This window comes from Streptomyces sp. SDT5-1 (genome assembly GCF_052245995.1).
In the GTDB taxonomy this organism is placed as follows: Bacteria; Actinomycetota; Actinomycetes; order Streptomycetales; family Streptomycetaceae; genus Streptomyces.
Window position 1 is genome coordinate 5,395,766 of record NZ_CM125963.1, and the last position, 19,911, is coordinate 5,415,676.

Here is a 19,911-nt window from a genome sequence, read left to right on the forward strand (position 1 = left end):
GTCGTCTGCGACCTTAACTGTCGGTGCGGCATGGCACGATCGAAGCCTGACGTTGAGGGCCGCACGGCCCGCACGAGCTCAGGGGACGGCAGACATGGTCATGTTCTTGTTTCTGGTCGCCGCGCTGGTCGTGGTGATCGCCGCGGTGACCTTCGCGGTCATCGGCGGCGGCGACAGCGGCACGCTGCGCGACGAGCCGTCCCAGTTCTACGCGGACCCGCTGCCGCCCGACCGCCCGCTGGCCCCCACCGACCTGGAGGCGCTCCGGCTGCCCCTCGCGGTGCGCGGGTACCGGATGGCGGAGGTGGACGACGCGCTGAACCGCCTGGGGGCCGAGCTCGCCGAGCGGGACGCCCGCATCACGGAGCTGGAGGCCGCCCTCGCCTCGGCGCACGCCCGGCCGGGCCCGCAGCGGCCCGACCTCGGCCAGGACACGGGCTACGCGCCGCCCGGGGACTTCGGGTTCGGGTACGGCACGGGGGAGGACCACCGATGACCGAGGAAAAGACAGGGGGCGCCCTCCCGGGCCCCGACGGACAGCCGCGCTGCCCCTGGGGCCTGTCGAGCGAGGACTACGTCGCGTACCACGACGGGGAGTGGGGCCGCCCCGTCCACGGGGACGACGCGCTGTTCGAGCGGCTGAGCCTGGAGGCGTTCCAGTCCGGGCTCTCCTGGATCACGATCCTGCGGCGCCGCGAGGGCTTCCGCGCCGCGTTCTCCGGCTTCAGGATCGCGGACGTCGCGGCCTTCACCGACGCCGACCGCGAGCGCCTGCTGGCCGACCCCGGCATCATCCGCAACCGCGCCAAGGTCGACGCCACGCTCGCGAACGCGCGCGTGCTCGTCGACTGGGCGCCCGGCGAGCTCGACAAGCTGATCTGGTCGTTCGCGCCGGACGCCGCGACCCGCCCGGCCCCGAAGGTGATCGGCGACGTCGCGGCGATCACCGACGAGTCGACGGCGCTGTCCAAGGAACTGAAGAAGCGCGGCCTGCGCTTCGTGGGCCCGACGACGGCCTACGCGCTGATGCAGGCGTGCGGCCTCGTGAACGACCACTTGGCGGACTGCGTCGCCCGCACCCGCTGAGGGTGCGGCGCCTCAGCGGCCCAGGTACTTCGGCTTCTCCTTGGCGATGAAGGCCTGCACCGCGATCGTGTGGTCCTCGGAAGCGCCGGCCCGGGTCTGGAGCTCGTCCTCCTTGTCGAGCGCCTCGTCCAGGGAGTGGTCCCCGGCGAACGCAAGGGACTCCTTCAGCGCGGCGTACGCGACGGTCGGCCCCTCGGCCAGGGTGCGGGCCAGCTTCAGTGCCTCGTCGGCGAGTTCGGCCGACGGCACGACCCGGTTCGCGATCCCCAGCTCGTACGCCTCCTGCGCCTTCAGGGAGCGCGGGAAGAGCAGCAGGTCGGCGGCGCGGCCGGGGCCGATCAGACGCGGCAGCGTCCACGAGACGCCGGAGTCCGCGGTGAGCGCCACGCCCGCGAACGAGGTGTTGAAGGACGCGGAGTCCGCCACGATCCGGTAGTCGGCGCAGAGCGCGAAGCCGAATCCGGCGCCCGCCGCCACGCCGTTCACCGCCGCCACCACGGGCTTCGGCATCTGGGTCAGGGCCCGCACGATCGGGTTGTAGTGCTCGCGCACGGTGCTCATGGTGCGGCCCTCGCCGGACTCCTTGTCCGCCAGGAGCGAGCCGACGTGCTCCTTGAGGTCCTGGCCCACGCAGAACGCCCGGTCGCCTGCCGCCGTGAGCAGCACCGCCCGTACCGCCTCGTCGGCGGCGGCCGCCTGCACCGCGTCGCGGAGAGCGACCTTGGCCTCGGTGTTCATCGCGTTCATCGCCTCGGGGCGGTTCAGCGTGATCGTCGCGAGCCCGTCGCTCACCTCGTAGAGCACGGTGTCGGCCATGGGACTCCTCCTATGCGGTCGCTCAGTCGTCCGTGCTCAGCATGACGGAGATCACGAGCCATGGAACGCCCTCGGCATGTGACCTGCGTCTAACGAATTCGCGTCGGCCTGGGTCCGAAGATGGCGCAGTATCGCAGTCGGATCCCCGAATTGAGTGGTTTTGGTCGAGCGCGTTGCGCAAGCGATGCAGACCGATGTTGGTCATCGGGTCCCGCGATGCGGGATAATGGCCTGGAAGCAATGTGTTCGATGCCGGTGACGTGTGCCCACCCAGAGGGCCGTCGGCTGACGATGAGCTGGTTTCAGGAAGGGGAACGAGCATGGCGGCCATGAAGCCGCGGACGGGTGACGGCCCGCTCGAGGTGACCAAGGAGGGGCGGGGCATCGTCATGCGCGTTCCGCTCGAAGGCGGCGGTCGGCTCGTTGTCGAGCTGACGCCGGACGAGGCAAGTGCCCTCGGTGACGAACTGAAGAAGGTCGTCGGCTGACGCGGAAGCGACCCTACCTTTTCGACCGCCCTGGCACACATCCGGTGCCGGGGCGGTCGTGCATGGGGGCCGGACCGGGCATTCCCCCAGGTCGTACGGGCCTCAGCAGGTCGTACGGGCCTCAGCAGGTCGTACGGGCCTCAGCAGGTCGTACGACCTCAGCGCTTGACGGCCGACAGCAGCCCGTCGCCGACCGGCAGCACCGACGCCACCAGCTCGGGGCTCTCCCGCACGGCCCGCAGCAGCTCGCGCAGCCGTACGACCTCCACCGGCTGCGGACCCGCGTCGACGGTCCGGCCCTCGGCGAGGACCCCCTGGAAGACGACCAGTCCGCCGGGCCGCAGCAGGCGCAACGATTCAGCGAGGTAGTCGAGGCACTCCATCCGGTCGCCGTCGCAGAACACCAGGTCGTACCCGCTGTCCGCGAGCCGCGGCAGCACCTCGAGGGCGCGCCCGGGGATGAACCTGGCCCGGTTGCTGGCGAAGCCGGCCGCGCGGAAGGCCTGCCGCGCGAACTGCTGCCGCTCCGGCTCCGGATCGACCGTGGTCAGCACGCCGTCGGGCCGCATTCCGTGCAGCAGATGGATTCCGGACACGCCCGTGCCCGTACCGATCTCGGCGACGGCCTTCGCCCCCACCGTGGCAGCGAGCATCCCGAGCGTCGCGCCCGCGCCGGGGGACACGGGGTACAGCCCTGCCTCGCGAGCCCGGTCACGAGCCCAGCGAGTCGCGTCGTCCTCGGCGACAAAGGCGTCGGCGAACGCCCAACTCGTCTGCCGGTTGCCGGTAATGGCCCTCTCCCGTCCCCGTGGATGCCTGCGCGTGACTTTATCCGTTGGTGGCGGGAACTCGCAGATGGGACCGCGCGTTTGAAGGGGCAGGGGGACGGAGCAGGCTGGATTCGGGGGAATGCGGGGGTGAGCGGGATGGCGACAGCCGTGCGGGAGACGGCCTCGGGGCCACCGGCAAATCTGAGTAAAAACGCTTATCCGGAGCTAACGGACGGAGTGGTTATGGTAGGTGCTCCACTGGACACCACCAGAGCCGATAGGGGAGGTGCGGCTGCGCCTGTGGATCGGAGAGGGGCGCTGCGGCGTCTTCTCAGGTCGGCGGGTGAGCCGAAATCCGTGACCGACACCGCTGACCGAATCCGCACCACTGACTCCGCGCAGACCGCGACCTTTGCCGCCGATGCGGAATCACAGGCGTGGACTCCCCCTTCCTGGGAGGAGATCGTCAGCACGCACAGTGGCCGCGTCTACCGGCTCGCCTACCGCCTGACGGGAAACCAGCACGACGCCGAGGACCTCACGCAGGAGGTCTTCGTCCGTGTCTTCCGTTCGCTGTCGACGTACACGCCGGGCACCTTCGAGGGCTGGCTGCACCGCATCACCACGAACCTGTTCCTCGACATGGTCCGCCGCAAGCAGCGCATCCGCTTCGACGCGCTCGGCGACGACGCGGCCGAGCGGCTGCCCAGCAGAGAGCCGTCGCCGCAGCAGGTCTTCAACGACGCGCACTTCGACGCCGACGTGCAGCAGGCCCTGGACACCCTCGCGCCCGAGTTCCGCGCCGCCGTCGTCCTGTGCGACATCGAGGGGCTCTCCTACGAGGAGATCGCCGCCACCCTCGGCGTGAAGCTCGGCACGGTCCGCAGCCGGATCCACCGCGGCCGCTCGCAGCTGCGCAAGGCGCTGCAGCACCGCTCGCCCGAGGCCCGCAAGGAGCGCCGCACGCTCGCCGAGGCCTGTGGGACGGGCGCCTTCCCCGTCCTTGGAGGAGGGGGCGCGACCGCGTGAGTGGATCACGTCTCAATCCTGCCGAGCGCCACACGACCGCGGCCGACGAACATCTGGGGGACAGGCTGGCCGCCCTGGTCGACGGCGAGCTGGACCACGACGCCCGTGAGCGCGTCCTCGCGCACCTGGCGACCTGCGCCAAGTGCAAGGCCGAGGCCGACGCCCAGCGGCGTCTCAAGAGCGTCTTCGCCCAGGCGGCGCCCCCGCCGCCGTCCGAGAGCTTTCTCGCCCGCCTCCAGGGGCTGCCCGCGGGAGGTGACTCCGACGGTGGCACGCCACCGTTCGGGGGAGGCGGATTCGGCAGCGGTCGGCCCCTCGGCGGAGTCCGGGGCTTCGGCCAGGGAGTCTTCGACGTAGACGCGGAGCCGTTCGGCTACGCGCCGTCCGGCGCGCACGCCGCCGTCATGCCCAGCGACCAGCGCGGGTTCCGCATCCATGAGGTGGGGCGCTCCGACGGCGACCGGGGTTCGCGCTCCCGGCGCTTCGCGTTCGCCGCCGCCGGGGCGGTGTCGCTCGCCGCGATCGCGCTCGGCGGGGTCACGACCGTGACGCCGGTCGACGGGGCCGACGCGCGCGGTGGCGGTTCCGGAAGCAACATCACTCCGCTGCGGAGCCAGCCGGCCGGGGCCTCGGCCGTGGCGGACGCGCAGCGGCGCAGGTCGTCGGGTGCCTCGGCGCTCGGCCAGCGCGGGGGCGCCCTCGCGGCGCCGGTGTCGCCCACGCGGGCGGGTGCGCCGCTGCTGCCGGGCGGCGGGCACGCGGAGAGCGTCGACTATCCGTTCGCCACGCCGTTGCTGGCCGGGGCGGCCAGGATGTCGCCGCTGATACGTCCCGCGGCGGCGGTCTCCGTCGCGCCGTGGGTCTCGTCGTCCGACGGAGACGGGGGCGGGCTGTCCGCCACCGCCGCGGCGTCGCCGACCGCGTCCTCCCGGCCCTCGTCGGTGCGCTGACGAACCTGGTTGAATCCAGGTGAGGCGCTGCGTCGGGGGCTGATCCGGGTCGCGGCGCCCTCGGAGCCCGCGGTGCGGTGCCGTGGGCCGGGCGTGGGGAGCGGCGGTACATGGACGAGTTGGCCTCCGGCGGTGCGGCGGGTGACGGCGTGGCGGCGTCCGCTCCGACGCCGCCCTCGACGCCCGACGGCCCCCGCCCCACCCGCCGCAAGCTGATCGTCGCCGGGGTCGTCGTCGCGCTCGTGGCCGGAGGCATCGGTGGGGTCACCGGGGCCCTCATGGAGCGGAGCGGGGTGGGCGCCCGGATCGAGCTGTCGCAGGCGGGGATCGAGTCGAAGCACCGGGCACCCGGCACCGTGGCGGGGATCGCCGTGCGCACCGTGCCCGGCGTCGTCACCATCCACACCGCGGGCGCCGCGGACGACGACGGCACGGGCACCGGCTTCGTACTCGACGACCAGGGCCACATCCTGACGAACAACCACGTGGTCTCCCCGTCCGGTTCCCGCGGTGAGATATCGGTCACGTTCTCCACGGGGGAGAGCGCGACCGCCGATCTCGTGGGGCGCGACAGCGGGTACGACCTCGCCGTGATCAAGGTGACCGGCGTCCACGGGCTCAGGCCGCTGCCCCTCGGCAACTCCGAGAACGTCCAGGTCGGCGACCCCGTCGTGGCCGTCGGCGCCCCCTTCGACCTGGCCAACACGGTCACCTCCGGCATCATCAGCGCCAAGGGCCGCCCCATCACGGCGGGCGGCGAGAAGGGCGACGGAAGCGACGTCAGCTACGTCGACGCGCTCCAGACCGACGCCCCCATCAACCCCGGCAACTCCGGCGGCCCGCTCGTCGACACCAAGGCCCGCGTCATCGGCATCAACAGCGCGATCCGCTCGGCCGACAGCGGCAGCACGGAGCTGACCGAGGGCCAGTCGGGCTCGATCGGCCTCGGCTTCGCGATCCCGGTCAACCAGGCGAAGCGCGTCGCGGAGGAACTGATCAACACCGGCAGGGCCACCCACCCGGTGATCGGCGTCACCCTCGACATGGACTTCTCGGGCGACGGCGCCCGCGTCGGCACGAAGGGCAACGACGGCGGGCCCGCCGTCACCCCCGGCGGCCCCGGCGCCGAGGCGGGCATCGGATCGGGCGACGTGATCACCGAGGTCGACGGTGTCCGCGTGCACTCGGGCAAGGAGCTGATCGTCAAGATCCGCACCCACCGCCCCCAGGACAAACTGGTCCTCACGGTCGAACGGGACGGAAAGGAACGGAAGATGTCACTCGTCCTCGGTTCCGCCGACGGAAGCTGACCGTTTCCGTGTCGAGGTCCGACCGCGCTCGTCTCCCGGTGGCTACCGGATGGACAGGTGGGGCGGGTACCGTGGACCCGGTCCGCTGCCGGACCCTGCCGAAGACCTGCTGCTGATCACCGACCGCGGGCCGAGGACGCGCTAGGAGTGCAAGGTGTTCAACGACATTGGCCCACTGGAGGTCGTGACGCTGGTCGTGCTGGCCGTGCTCGTGTTCGGCCCCGACAAGCTCCCCAAGGTCATTCAGGACGTCTCGCGCACCATCCGGAAGATCCGTCAGTTCTCGGACAGCGCCAAGCAGGACATTCGTGACGAACTGGGTCCCGAGTTCAAGGACTTCGAGTTCGAGGACCTGAACCCCAAGACGTTCATCCGCAAGCAGCTGGACAGCGACGAGCTGGGGCTCAAGGAGATCCGCAACGGCTTCGACCTGAAGAAGGAGATGGCCGAGGTCTCCGACGCCGTGCACACCGTGGGCGAGCTGGAGGACTCGGGCTCGTCCGGCTCCGCGGGCGGCAGCGCGGGCGGCCGTGTCGACATGGAGAAGCGCCCCGAGGTCGACATGCGCAAGCGCCCCGAGAAGCCGGCCGTCGAGCCGCCTCCGTACGACGCCGACGCGACCTGAACCCGTCGGGTCGATGACCCGATTCGTCGCACTTGCGACCCGCTCCACACCCGACGAAACCGGGCCTCCGGGACCCGGTGTGGCATCCTGCCTTGTTGTTGCTGCGCGGACCGGACGTGAGGACGCCCGAGGGGGGCGGGCCGCTCCGGTCCGTAACTGAGCGAGGAGGCGGCCGGGTACATGGAGACGACGAGTCGGGTGGGCGCGCAGGCGCCGGACACCGAGGGGGCCGATCAGGCCGCCACGGCCCGGCGCACGGTCGACGGCTACCTGCTGGCGCCCTTCCCGTGGTACGGCCTCGACGAGGCCTTCACGGGGCCGCGCTGGCTGATGCAGGTCGGCACCACGGCGGACGGTTCCGTCGAGCACGGTTCGCTCGGGCACGGTGACGAGCCCTCGGTCCGCACGGAGCTCACGGAGGACAGCGAGCGGTTCGCGGTCGTGGTGACCGTCGCGGCCAACCCGGTGCGGCGCACCGCGGACGGCACCGGCGTCCTGGAGGCCACGTCCGTGTCGTCGGCGGCCTGGCTCGCCGGCGTCGGACTGCTCTCGTACACGTGGCCCGTACAGATGGACCACACGCTGCGCGACGACTGGCTGGAGCAGCAGACCGAGACGGCATGGGTGCTCGCCGACGACCTCGGCTCCGACGACTGGGCGACGCTGACGCTGCCGGTGGACGGGGTGCCCACCCCGTTCCACTACCGGGAGTCCGAGTACGGCTGGGTGCTCGCGGGCTCCACGGAGGCGGGCGTGCACCTGGGCGCGTACGGGCGCGGCATGAGTGCGTACGGGCTCGGGTTCTCCGTCGTGAAGGACATCACGGCGCTCGAACCGGAGGAGTGACGACGAACGGCGGGCCGCCCACACCGGGCGGCCCGCCGTTCTCGTGTCAGCGGCTCAGAACTTGTTGCGCGGCGTGATCCCGAGCGACATGCCGGACAGGCCGCGCTCGCGCCCGCCGAGCTTGCTCGCGATGCCGCGCAGCGCCGAGCCCGCGGGGGAGTCCGGGTCGGTCAGGACGACCGGCTTGCCCTCGTCGCCGCCCTCGCGCAGGCGTACGTCGATGGGGATGGAGCCGAGCACCGGCACGGTCGCGCCCGTGGTCTTGGTGAGGCCCTCGGCGACCAGCTTGCCGCCGCCCGTGCCGAAGACGTCGACCATCTCGCCGCAGTGCGGGCAGGGCAGCCCGGACATGTTCTCGACGACGCCGACGATCTTCTGGTGCGTCTGCACGGCGATCGAACCGGCCCGCTCGGCCACCTCGGCCGCGGCCTGCTGCGGCGTCGTCACGACCAGGATCTCCGCGTTCGGGACCAGCTGGGCGATGGAGATGGCGATGTCGCCGGTGCCGGGCGGCAGGTCGAGCAGGAGCACGTCCAGGTCGCCCCAGAACACGTCCGCGAGGAACTGCTGGAGCGCGCGGTGCAGCATCGGGCCGCGCCACACGACCGGCGCGTTGCCCGGCGTGAACATGCCGATCGAGATGACCTTCACGCCGTTCGCCGACGGCGGCATGATCATGTCCTCGACCTGGGTGGGCTTTCCGTCGGCGCCCAGCATGCGCGGGACGCTGTGCCCGTAGATGTCGGCGTCGACGACGCCGACCTTCAGTCCATCGGCCGCCATCGCCGCCGCCAGGTTCACGGTCACCGAGGACTTGCCGACGCCGCCCTTGCCGGAGGCCACCGCGTACACGCGGGTCAGCGAGCCCGGCTTGGCGAACGGGACCTCGCGCTCGGCGGTGCCGCCGCGCAGCGCGCTCGCCAGCTCCTTGCGCTGCTCGTCGCTCATCACGTCGAGCGTGACCTGCACATCGGTCACGCCCTCGACGCGGGCGACGGCCTCCCGCACGTTGTTCTCGATGGTCGAGCGCATCGGGCAGCCGGAGACGGTCAGATACACGGTGACCGCGACGACTCCGTCCGCACCGATGTCCACCGATTTGACCATCCCCAATTCGGTGATGGGACGGTGGATCTCGGGGTCGTTCACTGTCGCGAGTGCCTCGCGCACCGCGTCTTCCGTAGCCATGCACCCGAGTCTACGGCGGGGTAACCCACACCCGGAAAGCCCCGTCAGCGGTCGTCTACGTCACGTCCCCGCTCGCGCTCGGCGGGGAATACGCCGGAGCGCGGCTCCGACTGCCGCTGCTCCTCCAGTTCCTTGAGGAGGTCCTGCAGCTCGGAGCGGATCCAGTCGCGCGTCGCGACCTCGCCGAGCCCGATCCGCAGGGCCGCCACCTCGCGGCTCAGATACTCGGTGTCGGCGATGGAGCGCTCGTTCTGCTTGCGGTCCTGTTCGAGGTTGACCCGGTCGCGGTCGTCCTGCCGGTTCTGCGCGAGCAGGATCAGCGGGGCGGCGTACGAGGCCTGGAGGGACAGCATCAGGGTCAGGAAGATGAACGGGTACTCGTCGAAGCGCAGATCGGGCGGGGCGACGATGTTCCACGTCACCCACACGATGATGATCACCGTCATCCAGACGATGAACCGGCCCGTGCCCAGGAAGCGTGCGATCCGCTCGGAGAGCCTGCCGAAGGCCTCGGGGTCGTAGTCGGGCAGCAGCTTGCGACGCGGCGCGCGCGGCTGGTCGAGCCGGATGCGCGGCCGCCGCGCGGCCTCCCGTTCCCGTTCCTCAGTCGGCATGGTTCACCTCCCCCGCCAGGTGGAATTCCTGCTCGCGCCAGTCCTCGGGGAGCATGTGGTCGAGGACGTCGTCCACGGTCACGGCGCCGAGCAGCGAGCCGCTGTCGTCGACGACGGGCGCGGCCACCATGTCGTACGTCGCGAAGAACCCGGCGATCTCCGGCAGTTGCGCCTCCGGGGTGAGGGCCTGGAGGTCCTCGTCGAGGATCGAGCTGACCATCGTGTACGGCGGGTCGCGGAGCAGCCGCTGGAAGTGGATCGTGCCGAGGTACTTGCCGGTCGGCGTCTCGTCCGGCGGCCGGCAGACGTACACCTGCGCGGCGAGGGCGGGGGACAGGTCGGGGTTGCGGATCCGGGCGAGGGCGTCGGCGACGGTCGAGTCGGGGCGCAGCACGATCGGCTCGGTCGTCATCAGACCGCCCGCGGTCCTGTCCTCGTACGCCATCAGGCGCCGCACGTCGGCCGCCTCGCTGGGCTTCATCAGGTCGAGGAGGCGTTCCTTGTCCTCCTCGGGGAGCTCGCCGAGGAGGTCGGCGGCGTCGTCCGGGTCCATCTCCTCCAGGACGTCGGCGGCCCGCTCCTCCTTCAGCTTGCCGAGCACCTCGATCTGGTCGTCCTCGGGCAGCTCCTCCAGGACGTCGGCGAGCCGCTCGTTCGTGAGCGCGGCGGCGACCTCCGCGCGGCGCTTGGGGGAGAGGTGGTGCAGCACGTTCGCGAGGTCGGCGGGGCGCAGCTGCTCGAACGTCGCGAGCAGGCTCTCGGCGCCCTGCCCGTGCTCCTCCAGGGAGAATCCGTCGACGCCCGACCAGTCGACCGTGATCGCCTCTCCCTTGGCGCGCCGGAACGCGCCCCGCTTGGCGGAGCTCTTCCGTACGAACACCCGGTCGATCTCCCAGTCGCGGCGCGCCGGCAGCTGCTGGATGGAGACGTCGAGGACGGTGACCTCCTCGCCGGTCTCCACGAGCCGCACGCGTCGGTCGAGCATCTCGCCGAGGACGAGCCGTTCGGTGGGCCGCTGCTCGAAGCGCCGCACGTTCAGGACGCCCGTGGTGATCACCTGGCCGGACTCGATGCCGGTCACACGGGTCATCGGCAGGAAGATCCGGCGCCGCGTCGACAGCTCGACGACGAGCCCGAGCAGCCGCGGCGGTCTGCGGCTCGTGCGCAACATCGCCACAAGATCGCGGACCCGCCCCACCTGATCGCCGTTCGGATCGAAGACGGCGATGCCGGAGAGGTGCGAGACGAAGATCCGGGGAGCGCCTCCAGCCATACCGTCTCGTGCCTCCTTCGTTCGCCTTCGTCCGGAAATGCGGGCAATTCGTGGTTCAGGCTAGCCCCTCGCCGTTCCGCGCGCCTTTGCGCGGCGGCCACCGGACCTGGACGGGTAACCGCAGATCGCAGGGGTACGCTGCCGTACCTGCCCGCACCCCGCTGCCGTACGAGAGGTAGTCCGCCCGTGACCCCGCGCCCCCTCACCAGCCGTAGCCGCAGGACCCTCCTGGTGGGTGTGATGTGCGCGGGACTGGCGGGGGGACTCGCGGCGTGCGGCGAGGAGGATCCGGACGCGGGGACGAACGGGGTCGGCAAACTGACGCCGGCCAAGATCCAGTCCCGTACGGTCACGGCCGCGCGCGGCGCCGACGCGGTGCACCTCGACGGCACGGTGGTCGTCAACAAGAAGACGTACAAGCTGGACATGCGCCTGAAGGCCGACGGCGGGTCCGGATCGGTGAGCACCGACGGCGACACGTTCCGGCTGCTGCGGGTCGGCGACCATCTCTACCTCAAGGCCGATGCCGGGTTCTGGACGCACTCCGAGGACGGCAAGGGCGGGCACGGGGCGGGCGACGCCGCGCAGAAGCTCGACGGCAAGTACGTGAAGGTGCCCAAGGGCGACCCGGCCTACCAGCGGCTGAGCACGTTCACCGACAAGGGCGTGCTGCTCGACGGCCTGCTCTCGCTGCACGGCACCCTCGCGAAGGGCGAGCGCGGCACGGCGGGCGGCGTCCGCACGATCGCGCTGACGGGCTCCAAGGGCGCGGGCGGCACGCTCGACGTCTCCCTGGAGGGCAGCGCGTACCCGATGCGTCTGGAGCGGGCCGGCGGCGCGGGCACGATCCGCCTCACCGACTGGGGCAAGGACTTCCCCCTCACCGAACCCAAGTCGACCGAAACCGTCGACTACGGCCAGTCCCTGCCGAACTGATCCGGGGCGGCGCCCCGAGGCGTCAGCGCCGACGGCGCAGCAGCTTGGGCAGCCCGGCCGGAACCGCGTTGCGCGTCGTGGCCGGCGACCCCATCGGGACCGCGGCCAGCGAGCCGTCCGACGCCGGCTCCACGGCCTCGGCCGAGGGCTCGAGCCGCACCACCCGGCACTCCCGGGCCCAGCGCTCGAGCATCGTGTCCGCGTCCGGCGCGTTGAGCCGCTTGCCCTTCAGCTCCCCGACCGCCGCCTCGTACGCCTCGCTGCCCGGCGCGAGCTCGACGACCCTCGCATGCCATCCGACGAGCCGACCGCCCTTGTCCTTGCTGCGGACGGTGACGAGCGCCGCGCTCCCGTCGACGAGGTCCGGCAGCGGCTGCTCGCCGGGGCCGTCGCCGACGAGGCAGGCCGCCCCCTCGTGCCACACGTGCCACAGCGCCCGCTCCACGCCGCGCTCGCCGCGCACCCAGATCAGCCCGGACTTCTTCGTGGCCTCCTCGACGAGGGCGGCATCGAGCAGTTCAGCAGTCGTCATGCGGAAAGCGTAGCCACCGCCACCGACAGCGCTACAGCCATCCGTTCCGCTTCAGCGTCCGGTGGATCGCGAAACAGGCGGCGACGGTGACGCCGAGCACCAGCGGATAGCCGAACCGCCAGTGCAGTTCCGGCATGTACTTGAAGTTCATGCCGTACACGCCACAGACCATCGTCGGCACGGCGATGATCGCGGCCCACGAGGTGATCTTGCGCATGTCCTCGTTCTGCGCGACGGAGGCCTGCGCGAGATTGGCCTGGAGGATCGAGTTGAGCAGCTCGTCGAAGCCGATGACCTGCTCCTGCACGCGCTCCAGGTGGTCGGCGACGTCCCGGAAGTACTTCTGGATGTCCGGGTCGATCAGCCGCATGGGCCGCTCGCTGAGCAGTTGCAGCGGGCGCCGCAGCGGGGCGACGGCCCGCTTGAACTCCAGGACCTCGCGCTTGAGTTGGTAGATCCGCCCGGCGTCGGAGCCGCGCGGGGAGCCCTTGCCGGGCTGCGAGAAGACCTCGGTCTCGACCTCGTCGATGTCGTCCTGCATCGCGTCGGCCACCGCCAGATAGCCGTCGACGACGTGGTCCGCGATGGCGTGCAGCACGGCGCTCGGGCCCTTGGCGAGCAGCTCGGGGTCGTCCTGGAGCCGGTGCCGCAGGGCGCGCAGCGAGCCCTGGCCGCCGTGCCGGACCGTGATGAAGAAGTCCCGGCCGGTGAAGCACATGACCTCGCCGGTCTCCACGATCTCGCTGGTCGCGGTGAGTTCGGCGTGCTCGACGTAGTGGATGGTCTTGAAGACGGTGAACAGCGTGTCGTCGTAGCGCTCCAGCTTGGGGCGCTGGTGGGCGTGGACGGCGTCCTCGACGGCGAGCGGGTGCAGCCCGAACTCGGCCGCGATCCCGGCGAATTCCTCCTCGGTCGGCTCGTGCAGGCCGATCCAGGCGAAGCCGCCGTCGCGCCGCACCTGGCGCTTGGCGCCGCCCGGCGTGAGGCACTCGGAGGACGGGACACGGACGCCGTCGCGGTACACGGCGCAGTCGACGACGGCCGAGCAGGCGGCTTCGTCGCGGGTGAAGTCGTACGAGGTGCGGGCCTCGTCGGCGTACGGGGCGACGCTCTTGCGCAGCGAGGGACGGACGGCGGCTCGCAGGTCGCGCATCATCGACATGGGCAGGCTCCTTCGCGGGCGGGAGTCGCCGCGCGTCGGGTGGAACCACCCGGAATGAGGACGTCCTGGTCAACCGGAAACCGGGACATGCTGCACGTCCACAAAGCGGGAAGCACCGCACCGGCGCTGGGCGGCTTCGCTGACTGATTCAGATCGCGACGACCGCGGGGTCGTCGATGAGATCAGGGGAAACGAAGTGCTCTTCCGGCAGGCGCGGTCGGCTGCGGCGTGCGGCTGACTGCGGACGAGATGAGGCCCTTGGCCCTACAGGCCGGAAGAACGGGTAGTACTGCACGGTCGACTTCGATCCATGACAGCCCCACCTCCTCCGGCCGGTCCCCCGTGGGGGACGTGAAACGGGTCGGCTCCTCCGGCGGCCCCGCGCGGGGCCCTCGGTGCACACGCCGTGCGTGTTGTCCCGACCAGCGGCCAAGACTATCAGCCGACTGACGAAAGCGGGCCCCGTCCTTACCCGTTGGGCGCGAGTTCTATGCTCGCGGGATGGCAGAAGTTCTTGCGCTCGTGGAGGCGCGACTCCGGACATCCCTGGGCGAACCGGACGCGCGAGCGGCGGTCACCTTCCTCGGCACCGACCGTATCGAGGTGTTGCGCTTCACAGACGCCTCTCAGAACGTGGTGCGCTACGCGACGCTCGGCATGTCGGCGTCCCCGATGACCGACCCCACGGCGGCCCTCGCCGACCCCGTCAAGGGCCCGCGCGCGGAACTCGTGCTCACGGTCCGCGCGGGCCTCGCCGACACCGACAAGGTGCTGCGCCCGCTCGCGGTCCTCGCGGCCTCCCCGCAGGTGGAGGGAATCGTCGTCGCCCCGGGCGCGTCGCTCGACGTGGGCGAACCGCTGTGGCCCGCCGCCCCGTTCACCTCGGCCCTCGTCGCGGAGCCCGGCGGCCTGGTCGAGGACCTGGACCTGGACGAGCCGATGGACCCCGTACGGTTCCTGCCGCTGCTGCCCATGACGCCGAACGAGGCGGCGTGGAAGCGGGTGCACGGCGCCGCCGCGCTCCAGGAGAAGTGGCTGAACGGCGGAACGGACCTGCGCGATCCGCTGCGCAAGTCCGTTCCGCTCGACTGAGGGTCCCGCTGGGCCGAAGGGGCTGAGGGACGGTCAGGCGGCGTACACCGAGACGCTGTCCTCGGTCGCGTGCCGCGTCTCCAGCTCCTCGGCCTCATGGTTGAGCGCGCTCCTGCGCACCCAGACGACGACCGCGCCGAGCACCGCCGTCACCGCGGCGACCACGAACGGGATGTGGATGTTGCTCCACTCCTCGATCTTCGGCGCGAAGAACGGGGCGGCCGCGGCGGCGAACCACCGGACGAAGTTGTAGCCGGCGCTCGCCACGGGTCGCGGCGCGTCCGAGACGCCGAGCGCCAGCTCCGTGTAGACGGTGTTGTTCACGCCGATGAAGGCGCCGGACAGGATCGTGCAGACGATGGCCGCCGTGTGGTTGCCGTACCCGAGGACGAGCACGTCCACGGCGAGCAGCACCAGCGAGCCGCCGAGCACCTTCAGCGAGCCGAACCGTGCCTGCATGCGCGGCGCCACGATCACCGAGAACAGCGCGAGCAGCACACCCCAGGCGAAGAACGCCGCACCCGACTTGTACGGGGTCATGTTCAGCACGAACGGCGTGAAGGCCAGCACCGTGAAGAACGTGTAGTTGTAGAAGAAGGCCGAGATCGCGGCGGACGCGAGACCGCCGTGGCCGAGCGCCTTGATCGGGTCGAGGATCGACGTCTTCTTCGCGGGCCTCGGCTGCTCCTTGAGGAACGCGGTGATGCAGATGAAGCCGACCGCCATCAGCGCGGCGGTGCCGAAGAACGGGTAGCGCCAGCTGGCGTTGCCGAGCAGCGCGCCGACCAGCGGCCCGCACGCCATGCCGAGCCCGAGCGCGGACTCGTACAGCAGGATCGCGGCGGCCGATCCGCCGGCCGCCGCGCCGACGATGACCGCGAGCGCGGTCGACACGAACAGCGCGTTGCCGAGTCCCCAGCCGGCGCGGAAGCCGACGAGCTCGCTGACGGATCCGGACGTGCCCGCGAGCGCCGCGAAGACCACCACGAGGGCGAGCCCGGCGAGCAGGGTCTTCTTGCCGCCGATGCGGCTGGAGACGAAGCCCGTCACCAGCATCGCGACGGCGGTGATCAGGAAGTACGAGGTGAAGAGCAGGGAGACCTGGCTCGGTGTCGCTTCGAGGCCCTTGGCGATCGACGGCAGGATCGGGTCGACGAGGCCGATGCCCATGAAGGCGACGACGGATGCCCCGGCGGTCGCCCAGACCGCCTTCGGTTGACGCAGGATGCTGCCCGCACCTGCGTCGAACGTGTCCCCTTCGGCGGGACCTCCTGTACTGCTGTGGCTCATGCCTGCTGCTCCTTCGAGTCCGCTTGGATCGTTGGCGTATGCACATAATAAGTTAGAGCAGCTAATTAATGCAAGCTACATCTATCTTTCCTGGTCGAGGCGCCACGGAGTCGGCCCCCGGACGGGTGATCGTCCTTGACGCGGCGCGGGACGGGGAGGACCGTGGGGCCCTATGAGGGGCGAACCCAGTTGCCCGAAGTGTGGTGGCCGGGTCAGGGCTCCCGGACTCTTTGCCGACTCCTGGCAGTGCGATGTGCACGGCACCGTGCATCCGATGCAGCCCGTGATCCCGCCCAGCGTCGAGGCGCTCAGCGTCGTGGTGCGCCGTGCGCGGGTGCCGGTCTGGATGCCGTGGCCGCTGCCGGTGGGCTGGCTGTTCACGGGCGTGGCCAACGCGGGGGACGATCGGCACGGCGGCCGCGCCACCGCCGTCGCCTGCTCGGGCCCGGGGCCGCTCGGCGGCCCGGGCGAGCTGGTCCTTGTCGCCGAGGAGCTGGGCGTCGGACTCGGCGCGCGCTACGCGGGGGTGGAGGGGCCCGACCCCGGCCCGTACCTCGACGTCGACAAGCCGCCGCAGGCCAAGGTGCTCGCGGCGGGCAGGCCCACCCCGCTCTGGCAGGTCTCCGGGACGCCCGACGACCGGGCGGTCTTCGCCGGCGAGGCGCTCGGCCTGTGGCTGTGGGCGGTCGTGTGGCCGGAGCAGACCAGCATGCTGATGTACGACGAGCTGGTGCTCACGGACCTGCGGGACGCGGGGGCCGAGGTGGACCTGCTGCCGTGCGGGGCGCTGTCGCCGCGCATCCTGAAGTAGCGGCGGGTGCGGTAAGGGGCCTGCGCCGGGTTCGGTGGTGACGAGGGAAGCGGAATCCCCGTTATCCTTGACCGGTCCCCGTCGTCCGTCCGTTCACAGAGCCTGGAGTACGCAGCCGTGCGCATCGACCTGCACACCCACTCCACCGCTTCCGACGGCACGGACAGCCCCGCCGAGCTGGTGCGGAACGCAGCGGCGTCCGGTCTGGACGTCGTCGCGCTCACCGACCACGACACGACGCGCGGGCACGCGGCGGCGCTCGCCGCGCTCCCCGAGGGGCTCACCCTCGTCACCGGCGCCGAGCTCTCCTGCCGCCTCGACGGCGTGAGCATGCACATGCTGGCGTACCTCTTCGATCCCGAGGAGCCGGCCCTGCTCGCCGAGCGCGAGCTGGTCCGCGACGACCGGGTGCCGCGCGCCAAGGGCATGATCGCCAAGCTGAACGAGCTGGGCGTGCCGGTCACCTGGGAGCAGGTCGCGCGGATCGCGGGCGACGGCTCGGTCGGCCGCCCGCACGTCGCCACCGCGCTCGTCGAGCTCGGGGTCGTACCGACCGTGTCGGACGCCTTTACGCAGGACTGGCTGGCCGACGGCGGCCGGGCCTACGTCGAGAAGCACGAGACCGACCCCTTCGAGGCGATCCGCCTGGTCAAGGCCGCCGGCGGGGTCACCGTCTTCGCGCACCCCGCCGCCGCCAAGCGCGGCCGCACCGTGCCGGAGTCCGCGATCGTCAAGCTGGCCGAGGCCGGGCTCGACGGCATCGAGGTCGACCACATGGACCACGACGCCGCGACCCGCGACCGGCTGCGCGGCCTCGCCGCCGACGTCGGCCTGCTGACCACCGGGTCCTCGGACTACCACGGCAGCCGTAAGACGTGCGTGCTCGGCGAGTACACCACCGACCCCGAGGTCTACGGGGAGATCACGCGGCGCGCCACGGGCGCCTTCCCGGTGCCGGGCGCCGGCGGGCGCCGCGCCTGACACGCGCCCCGCGCGCGCCTCTTCCCGCTCCATCCCGCCGCTTCCCGGCTTTCCTCACCCTTCCGCACCACTCTCGCAAGGCACCCCACCGTGTTCGACGCTGCCGTCTTCGGATCCCTTTTTCTCACGCTTTTTGTGATTATGGATCCCCCCGGAATCACCCCGATCTTCCTCGCCCTCACCGCGGGACGCCCCGCCAAGGTCCAGCGCCGCATGGCCTTCCAGGCGGTCTGCGTGGCCTTCGGCGTCATCGCCGTCTTCGGCGTCCTGGGCAACCAGATCCTGGCCTATCTGCACGTCTCCGTACCGGCCCTGATGATCGCCGGCGGTCTGCTGCTGCTCCTGATCGCGCTCGACCTGCTGACCGGCAAGACGGACGAGCCGAAGCAGACCAAGGACGTGAACGTCGCCCTCGTACCGCTCGGCATGCCGCTGCTCGCCGGGCCCGGCGCGATCGTCTCCGTGATCCTCGCCGTGCAGCACGCGGACACGATGGGCGACCAGATCTCCGTCTGGTCCGCGATCGTCGCGATCCACGTCGTGCTGTGGCTGGTGATGCGCTACTCGCTCGTGATCATCCGCGTCATCAAGGACGGGGGCGTGGTCCTCGTGACCCGGCTCGCGGGCATGATGCTCTCCGCGATCGCCGTGCAGCAGATCATCAACGGCGTGACGCAGGTGATCCAGGGCTCCTGACGGCTTCCTGAAAACGCGAAGCCCCCGTACGCGGCATGCGTACGGGGGCTTCGGCGTGTGTGCGCCGACGCCGTTACGAGGCGGTCGACTCGGCCGGGCGGATGTAGAGGCGCTGCCCGATGGCGGCGGCCTGCTGAACGATCCGGTTGACGGAGGCGGCGTCCACGACGGTGCTGTCCACGGCGTTGCCGTCGACATCGTCGAGTCGCATGATCTCGAAGCGCAAGGGCTTCTCCCTTCGTCTGGTGATCCTCCTGAAGGAGAACTACTGGTGCGGGCCTCGCTTCCCAGCGTGGTCCCGCCGTACGGCCGGGCGGTTGCCCGGCCGTTAAGAGTGAATTGCGCGGCTGCGGTGCCGCGCGTTCCAAGGGGTACAACGAGTTGCCCGCTGCAAACATTCCCTACGCTAAGGAAATTTTTCGATCGGCTAATTACTCGCGCGTCAGCGACGCCGCGAGAAGCCTGTGACCTGCGTCTTTACGCTGTGGGATGCCGATCCCAGAAGGCGGCGAGCGCGGCGGCGGTCTCCTCCGGCCGGTCCGTGTTGGGGGAGTGCTCGGCGCCCGCGATCACCGTGCGCACCGCGCCGAGGCGCCTCGCCATGTCGTCGAGGAGCGGCACGGGCCACGTGTCGTCCCGCTCGCCCGACAGCACGTGCACCGGGAGGCCGAGCGCGGCGACCTCGGCCACCCGGTCCGGCTCCGTGCGCAGCTGCTCCGCCGTCGCGACGAGCTGCGCCGGGCTGTTGCTCATCCAGCGGCGGCGCAGATCCTCGCCGTCGCCGCGCAGGTCGGCCGCGTCCTCCGGGGCGTCGAGGCCCTGGATCGCCTCCCACACCTGCGCCATGTCCAGGGCGGCGAGCGCGTCCTGGAGCAGCTTGGCGCGCTCCTGCTGGGGCTGCGCCACGGCGGCGGGCCCCGAGGACATCAGCGTCAGCGTCGCGAACGGCGTCGGGTCCTCGATGGCCGCCGCGCGCGCGACGAGGCCGCCGAGCGAGTGGCCGAGCAGATGGATGCGGCCGGTGCCGCCTCCGGCCCGGAGCGCCGCCGCCTGCGCGAGCACGTCGAGCGCCAACTCGCGCTGTCGGTACGGCCGTTCGTCGTCCTTCGGGCCCTCCGACTCGTACTGCCCGCGCCCGTCCACGGCGACCGTGCGATAGCCGGCCGCGCTCAGCGGGGCGTGCAGCTCGATGAAGTCCTCCTTGCTGCCGGTGAATCCGGGCAGCAGCAGGGCGGTGCCCTTCACCGGCCCCCGCTCGGGCTCGCCGGTGAGCGCGGCGAACGCGCCGCGGTCGGTGCGGAGGCGGTGCGCACGGGTGCCGGGCGGCGGGGTGAAGGTCGCGGGCCTGCTCATGCGCCGAGATTACGCGCCGCCACCGACAACGAAGGCCCGGACCCCCGCTGCTGCGGGATCCGG

General features: G+C 71.3%; 22 protein-coding genes and 1 pseudogene. 13 read left to right on the forward strand and 10 right to left on the reverse strand.

Annotated elements, in window-relative coordinates:
• The first annotated feature begins 94 nt into the window (after positions 1-94).
• On the forward strand, positions 95-496 hold the full coding sequence (locus tag ACTWJ8_RS25020; protein WP_443260331.1) for a DivIVA domain-containing protein: 402 nt from the start codon (positions 95-97) through the stop codon (positions 494-496).
• Positions 493-1,086: a DNA-3-methyladenine glycosylase I gene (locus ACTWJ8_RS25025; RefSeq protein ID WP_356374190.1), complete on the forward strand. Its 594-nt coding sequence runs from the start codon at positions 493-495 to the stop codon at positions 1,084-1,086. Before ACTWJ8_RS25020 ends, ACTWJ8_RS25025 begins: the two co-directional genes overlap by 4 nt.
• A gap of 12 nt (positions 1,087-1,098) precedes the next feature.
• Here the strand turns inward: ACTWJ8_RS25025 and ACTWJ8_RS25030 are convergent, their stop codons facing one another.
• Positions 1,099-1,902 (reverse strand): enoyl-CoA hydratase/isomerase family protein, encoded by an 804-nt coding sequence (locus tag ACTWJ8_RS25030; RefSeq protein WP_356374189.1) that lies wholly within the window; start codon positions 1,900-1,902, stop codon positions 1,099-1,101.
• Between the two features lie 320 nt (positions 1,903-2,222).
• Here ACTWJ8_RS25030 and ACTWJ8_RS25035 point away from each other — a divergent pair, with 320 nt between their 5' ends.
• A complete protein-coding gene (locus tag ACTWJ8_RS25035; protein ID WP_266713770.1) occupies positions 2,223-2,390 on the forward strand; it encodes a DUF3117 domain-containing protein in 168 nt (55 codons plus the stop codon).
• Between the two features lie 158 nt (positions 2,391-2,548).
• Here ACTWJ8_RS25035 and ACTWJ8_RS25040 read toward each other — a convergent pair whose 3' ends face one another.
• On the reverse strand, positions 2,549-3,247 hold the full coding sequence (locus ACTWJ8_RS25040) for an O-methyltransferase (RefSeq protein ID WP_356375877.1): 699 nt from the start codon (positions 3,245-3,247) through the stop codon (positions 2,549-2,551).
• Positions 3,248-3,403: 156 nt separating this feature from the next.
• Between ACTWJ8_RS25040 and sigE the strand changes: the two genes are divergently transcribed.
• From sigE to ACTWJ8_RS25065, 5 genes and pseudogenes are all read left to right on the forward strand, one after another.
• Positions 3,404-4,189, forward strand: a complete 786-nt coding sequence (gene sigE / locus ACTWJ8_RS25045; RefSeq protein ID WP_356374186.1) for an RNA polymerase sigma factor SigE — start codon at positions 3,404-3,406, stop codon at positions 4,187-4,189.
• Positions 4,186-5,139, forward strand: a complete 954-nt coding sequence (locus tag ACTWJ8_RS25050) for an anti-sigma factor family protein (protein WP_443260332.1) — start codon at positions 4,186-4,188, stop codon at positions 5,137-5,139. Before sigE ends, ACTWJ8_RS25050 begins: the two co-directional genes overlap by 4 nt.
• 233 nt (positions 5,140-5,372) lie before the next feature.
• Positions 5,373-6,449 (forward strand): annotated as a pseudogene (locus ACTWJ8_RS25055) (S1C family serine protease); the annotation flags it as partial.
• Positions 6,450-6,603: 154 nt separating this feature from the next.
• Positions 6,604-7,074: a sec-independent translocase gene (locus ACTWJ8_RS25060; RefSeq protein ID WP_356374183.1), complete on the forward strand. Its 471-nt coding sequence runs from the start codon at positions 6,604-6,606 to the stop codon at positions 7,072-7,074.
• 180 nt (positions 7,075-7,254) lie between these two features.
• Complete coding sequence (locus tag ACTWJ8_RS25065; protein WP_356374182.1) at positions 7,255-7,920, forward strand: hypothetical protein; 666 nt, start codon at positions 7,255-7,257, stop codon at positions 7,918-7,920.
• Between the two features lie 54 nt (positions 7,921-7,974).
• On the opposite strand, the gene ACTWJ8_RS25070 is transcribed toward ACTWJ8_RS25065, so the two are convergent.
• From ACTWJ8_RS25070 to ACTWJ8_RS25080, 3 genes are read right to left on the reverse strand one after another with little or no spacing between them, the layout of a single operon-like run.
• Complete coding sequence (locus tag ACTWJ8_RS25070; protein WP_443260333.1) at positions 7,975-9,108, reverse strand: Mrp/NBP35 family ATP-binding protein; 1,134 nt, start codon at positions 9,106-9,108, stop codon at positions 7,975-7,977.
• Between the two features lie 44 nt (positions 9,109-9,152).
• Positions 9,153-9,722 (reverse strand): DUF1003 domain-containing protein, encoded by a 570-nt coding sequence (locus tag ACTWJ8_RS25075; RefSeq protein ID WP_356374178.1) that lies wholly within the window; start codon positions 9,720-9,722, stop codon positions 9,153-9,155.
• Positions 9,712-10,995, reverse strand: a complete 1,284-nt coding sequence (locus tag ACTWJ8_RS25080) for a magnesium transporter MgtE N-terminal domain-containing protein (RefSeq protein WP_356374176.1) — start codon at positions 10,993-10,995, stop codon at positions 9,712-9,714. Before ACTWJ8_RS25080 ends, ACTWJ8_RS25075 begins: the two co-directional genes overlap by 11 nt.
• Before the next feature lie 240 nt (positions 10,996-11,235).
• Here ACTWJ8_RS25080 and ACTWJ8_RS25085 point away from each other — a divergent pair, with 240 nt between their 5' ends.
• Positions 11,236-11,931, forward strand: coding sequence for a hypothetical protein (locus ACTWJ8_RS25085; protein ID WP_443264988.1), 696 nt, complete (start codon positions 11,236-11,238; stop codon positions 11,929-11,931).
• 22 nt (positions 11,932-11,953) lie between these two features.
• On the opposite strand, the gene ACTWJ8_RS25090 is transcribed toward ACTWJ8_RS25085, so the two are convergent.
• Complete coding sequence (locus ACTWJ8_RS25090) at positions 11,954-12,463, reverse strand: hypothetical protein (protein WP_356374174.1); 510 nt, start codon at positions 12,461-12,463, stop codon at positions 11,954-11,956.
• A gap of 31 nt (positions 12,464-12,494) precedes the next feature.
• On the reverse strand, positions 12,495-13,625 hold the full coding sequence (locus tag ACTWJ8_RS25095) for a magnesium and cobalt transport protein CorA (RefSeq protein WP_356374172.1): 1,131 nt from the start codon (positions 13,623-13,625) through the stop codon (positions 12,495-12,497).
• Positions 13,626-14,126: 501 nt separating this feature from the next.
• On the opposite strand from ACTWJ8_RS25095, the gene ACTWJ8_RS25100 reads away from it, so the two are divergent.
• Complete coding sequence (locus ACTWJ8_RS25100; protein ID WP_356374170.1) at positions 14,127-14,717, forward strand: suppressor of fused domain protein; 591 nt, start codon at positions 14,127-14,129, stop codon at positions 14,715-14,717.
• 33 nt (positions 14,718-14,750) lie between these two features.
• On the opposite strand, the gene ACTWJ8_RS25105 is transcribed toward ACTWJ8_RS25100, so the two are convergent.
• Complete coding sequence (locus ACTWJ8_RS25105; RefSeq protein ID WP_443260334.1) at positions 14,751-16,007, reverse strand: MFS transporter; 1,257 nt, start codon at positions 16,005-16,007, stop codon at positions 14,751-14,753.
• Between the two features lie 172 nt (positions 16,008-16,179).
• On the opposite strand from ACTWJ8_RS25105, the gene ACTWJ8_RS25110 reads away from it, so the two are divergent.
• The 3 genes from ACTWJ8_RS25110 (at position 16,180) to ACTWJ8_RS25120 (ending at position 18,495) form a co-directional block, all read left to right on the forward strand.
• Entirely contained in the window at positions 16,180-16,818 is a 639-nt protein-coding gene (locus ACTWJ8_RS25110) for a DUF6758 family protein (RefSeq protein ID WP_356374167.1), read from the forward strand.
• Positions 16,819-16,935: 117 nt separating this feature from the next.
• Complete coding sequence (locus tag ACTWJ8_RS25115; RefSeq protein WP_356374165.1) at positions 16,936-17,799, forward strand: PHP domain-containing protein; 864 nt, start codon at positions 16,936-16,938, stop codon at positions 17,797-17,799.
• Between the two features lie 90 nt (positions 17,800-17,889).
• The gene (locus tag ACTWJ8_RS25120) at positions 17,890-18,495 is read left to right on the forward strand and encodes a MarC family protein (RefSeq protein ID WP_356374163.1); all 606 of its coding nucleotides are present in this window, start codon (positions 17,890-17,892) and stop codon (positions 18,493-18,495) included.
• 73 nt (positions 18,496-18,568) lie between these two features.
• On the opposite strand, the gene ACTWJ8_RS25125 is transcribed toward ACTWJ8_RS25120, so the two are convergent.
• A complete protein-coding gene (locus ACTWJ8_RS25125) occupies positions 18,569-18,721 on the reverse strand; it encodes a hypothetical protein (RefSeq protein WP_356374162.1) in 153 nt (50 codons plus the stop codon).
• Between the two features lie 251 nt (positions 18,722-18,972).
• Entirely contained in the window at positions 18,973-19,848 is an 876-nt protein-coding gene (locus ACTWJ8_RS25130; RefSeq protein WP_443260335.1) for an alpha/beta fold hydrolase, read from the reverse strand.
• Positions 19,849-19,911: the final 63 nt, after the last annotated feature.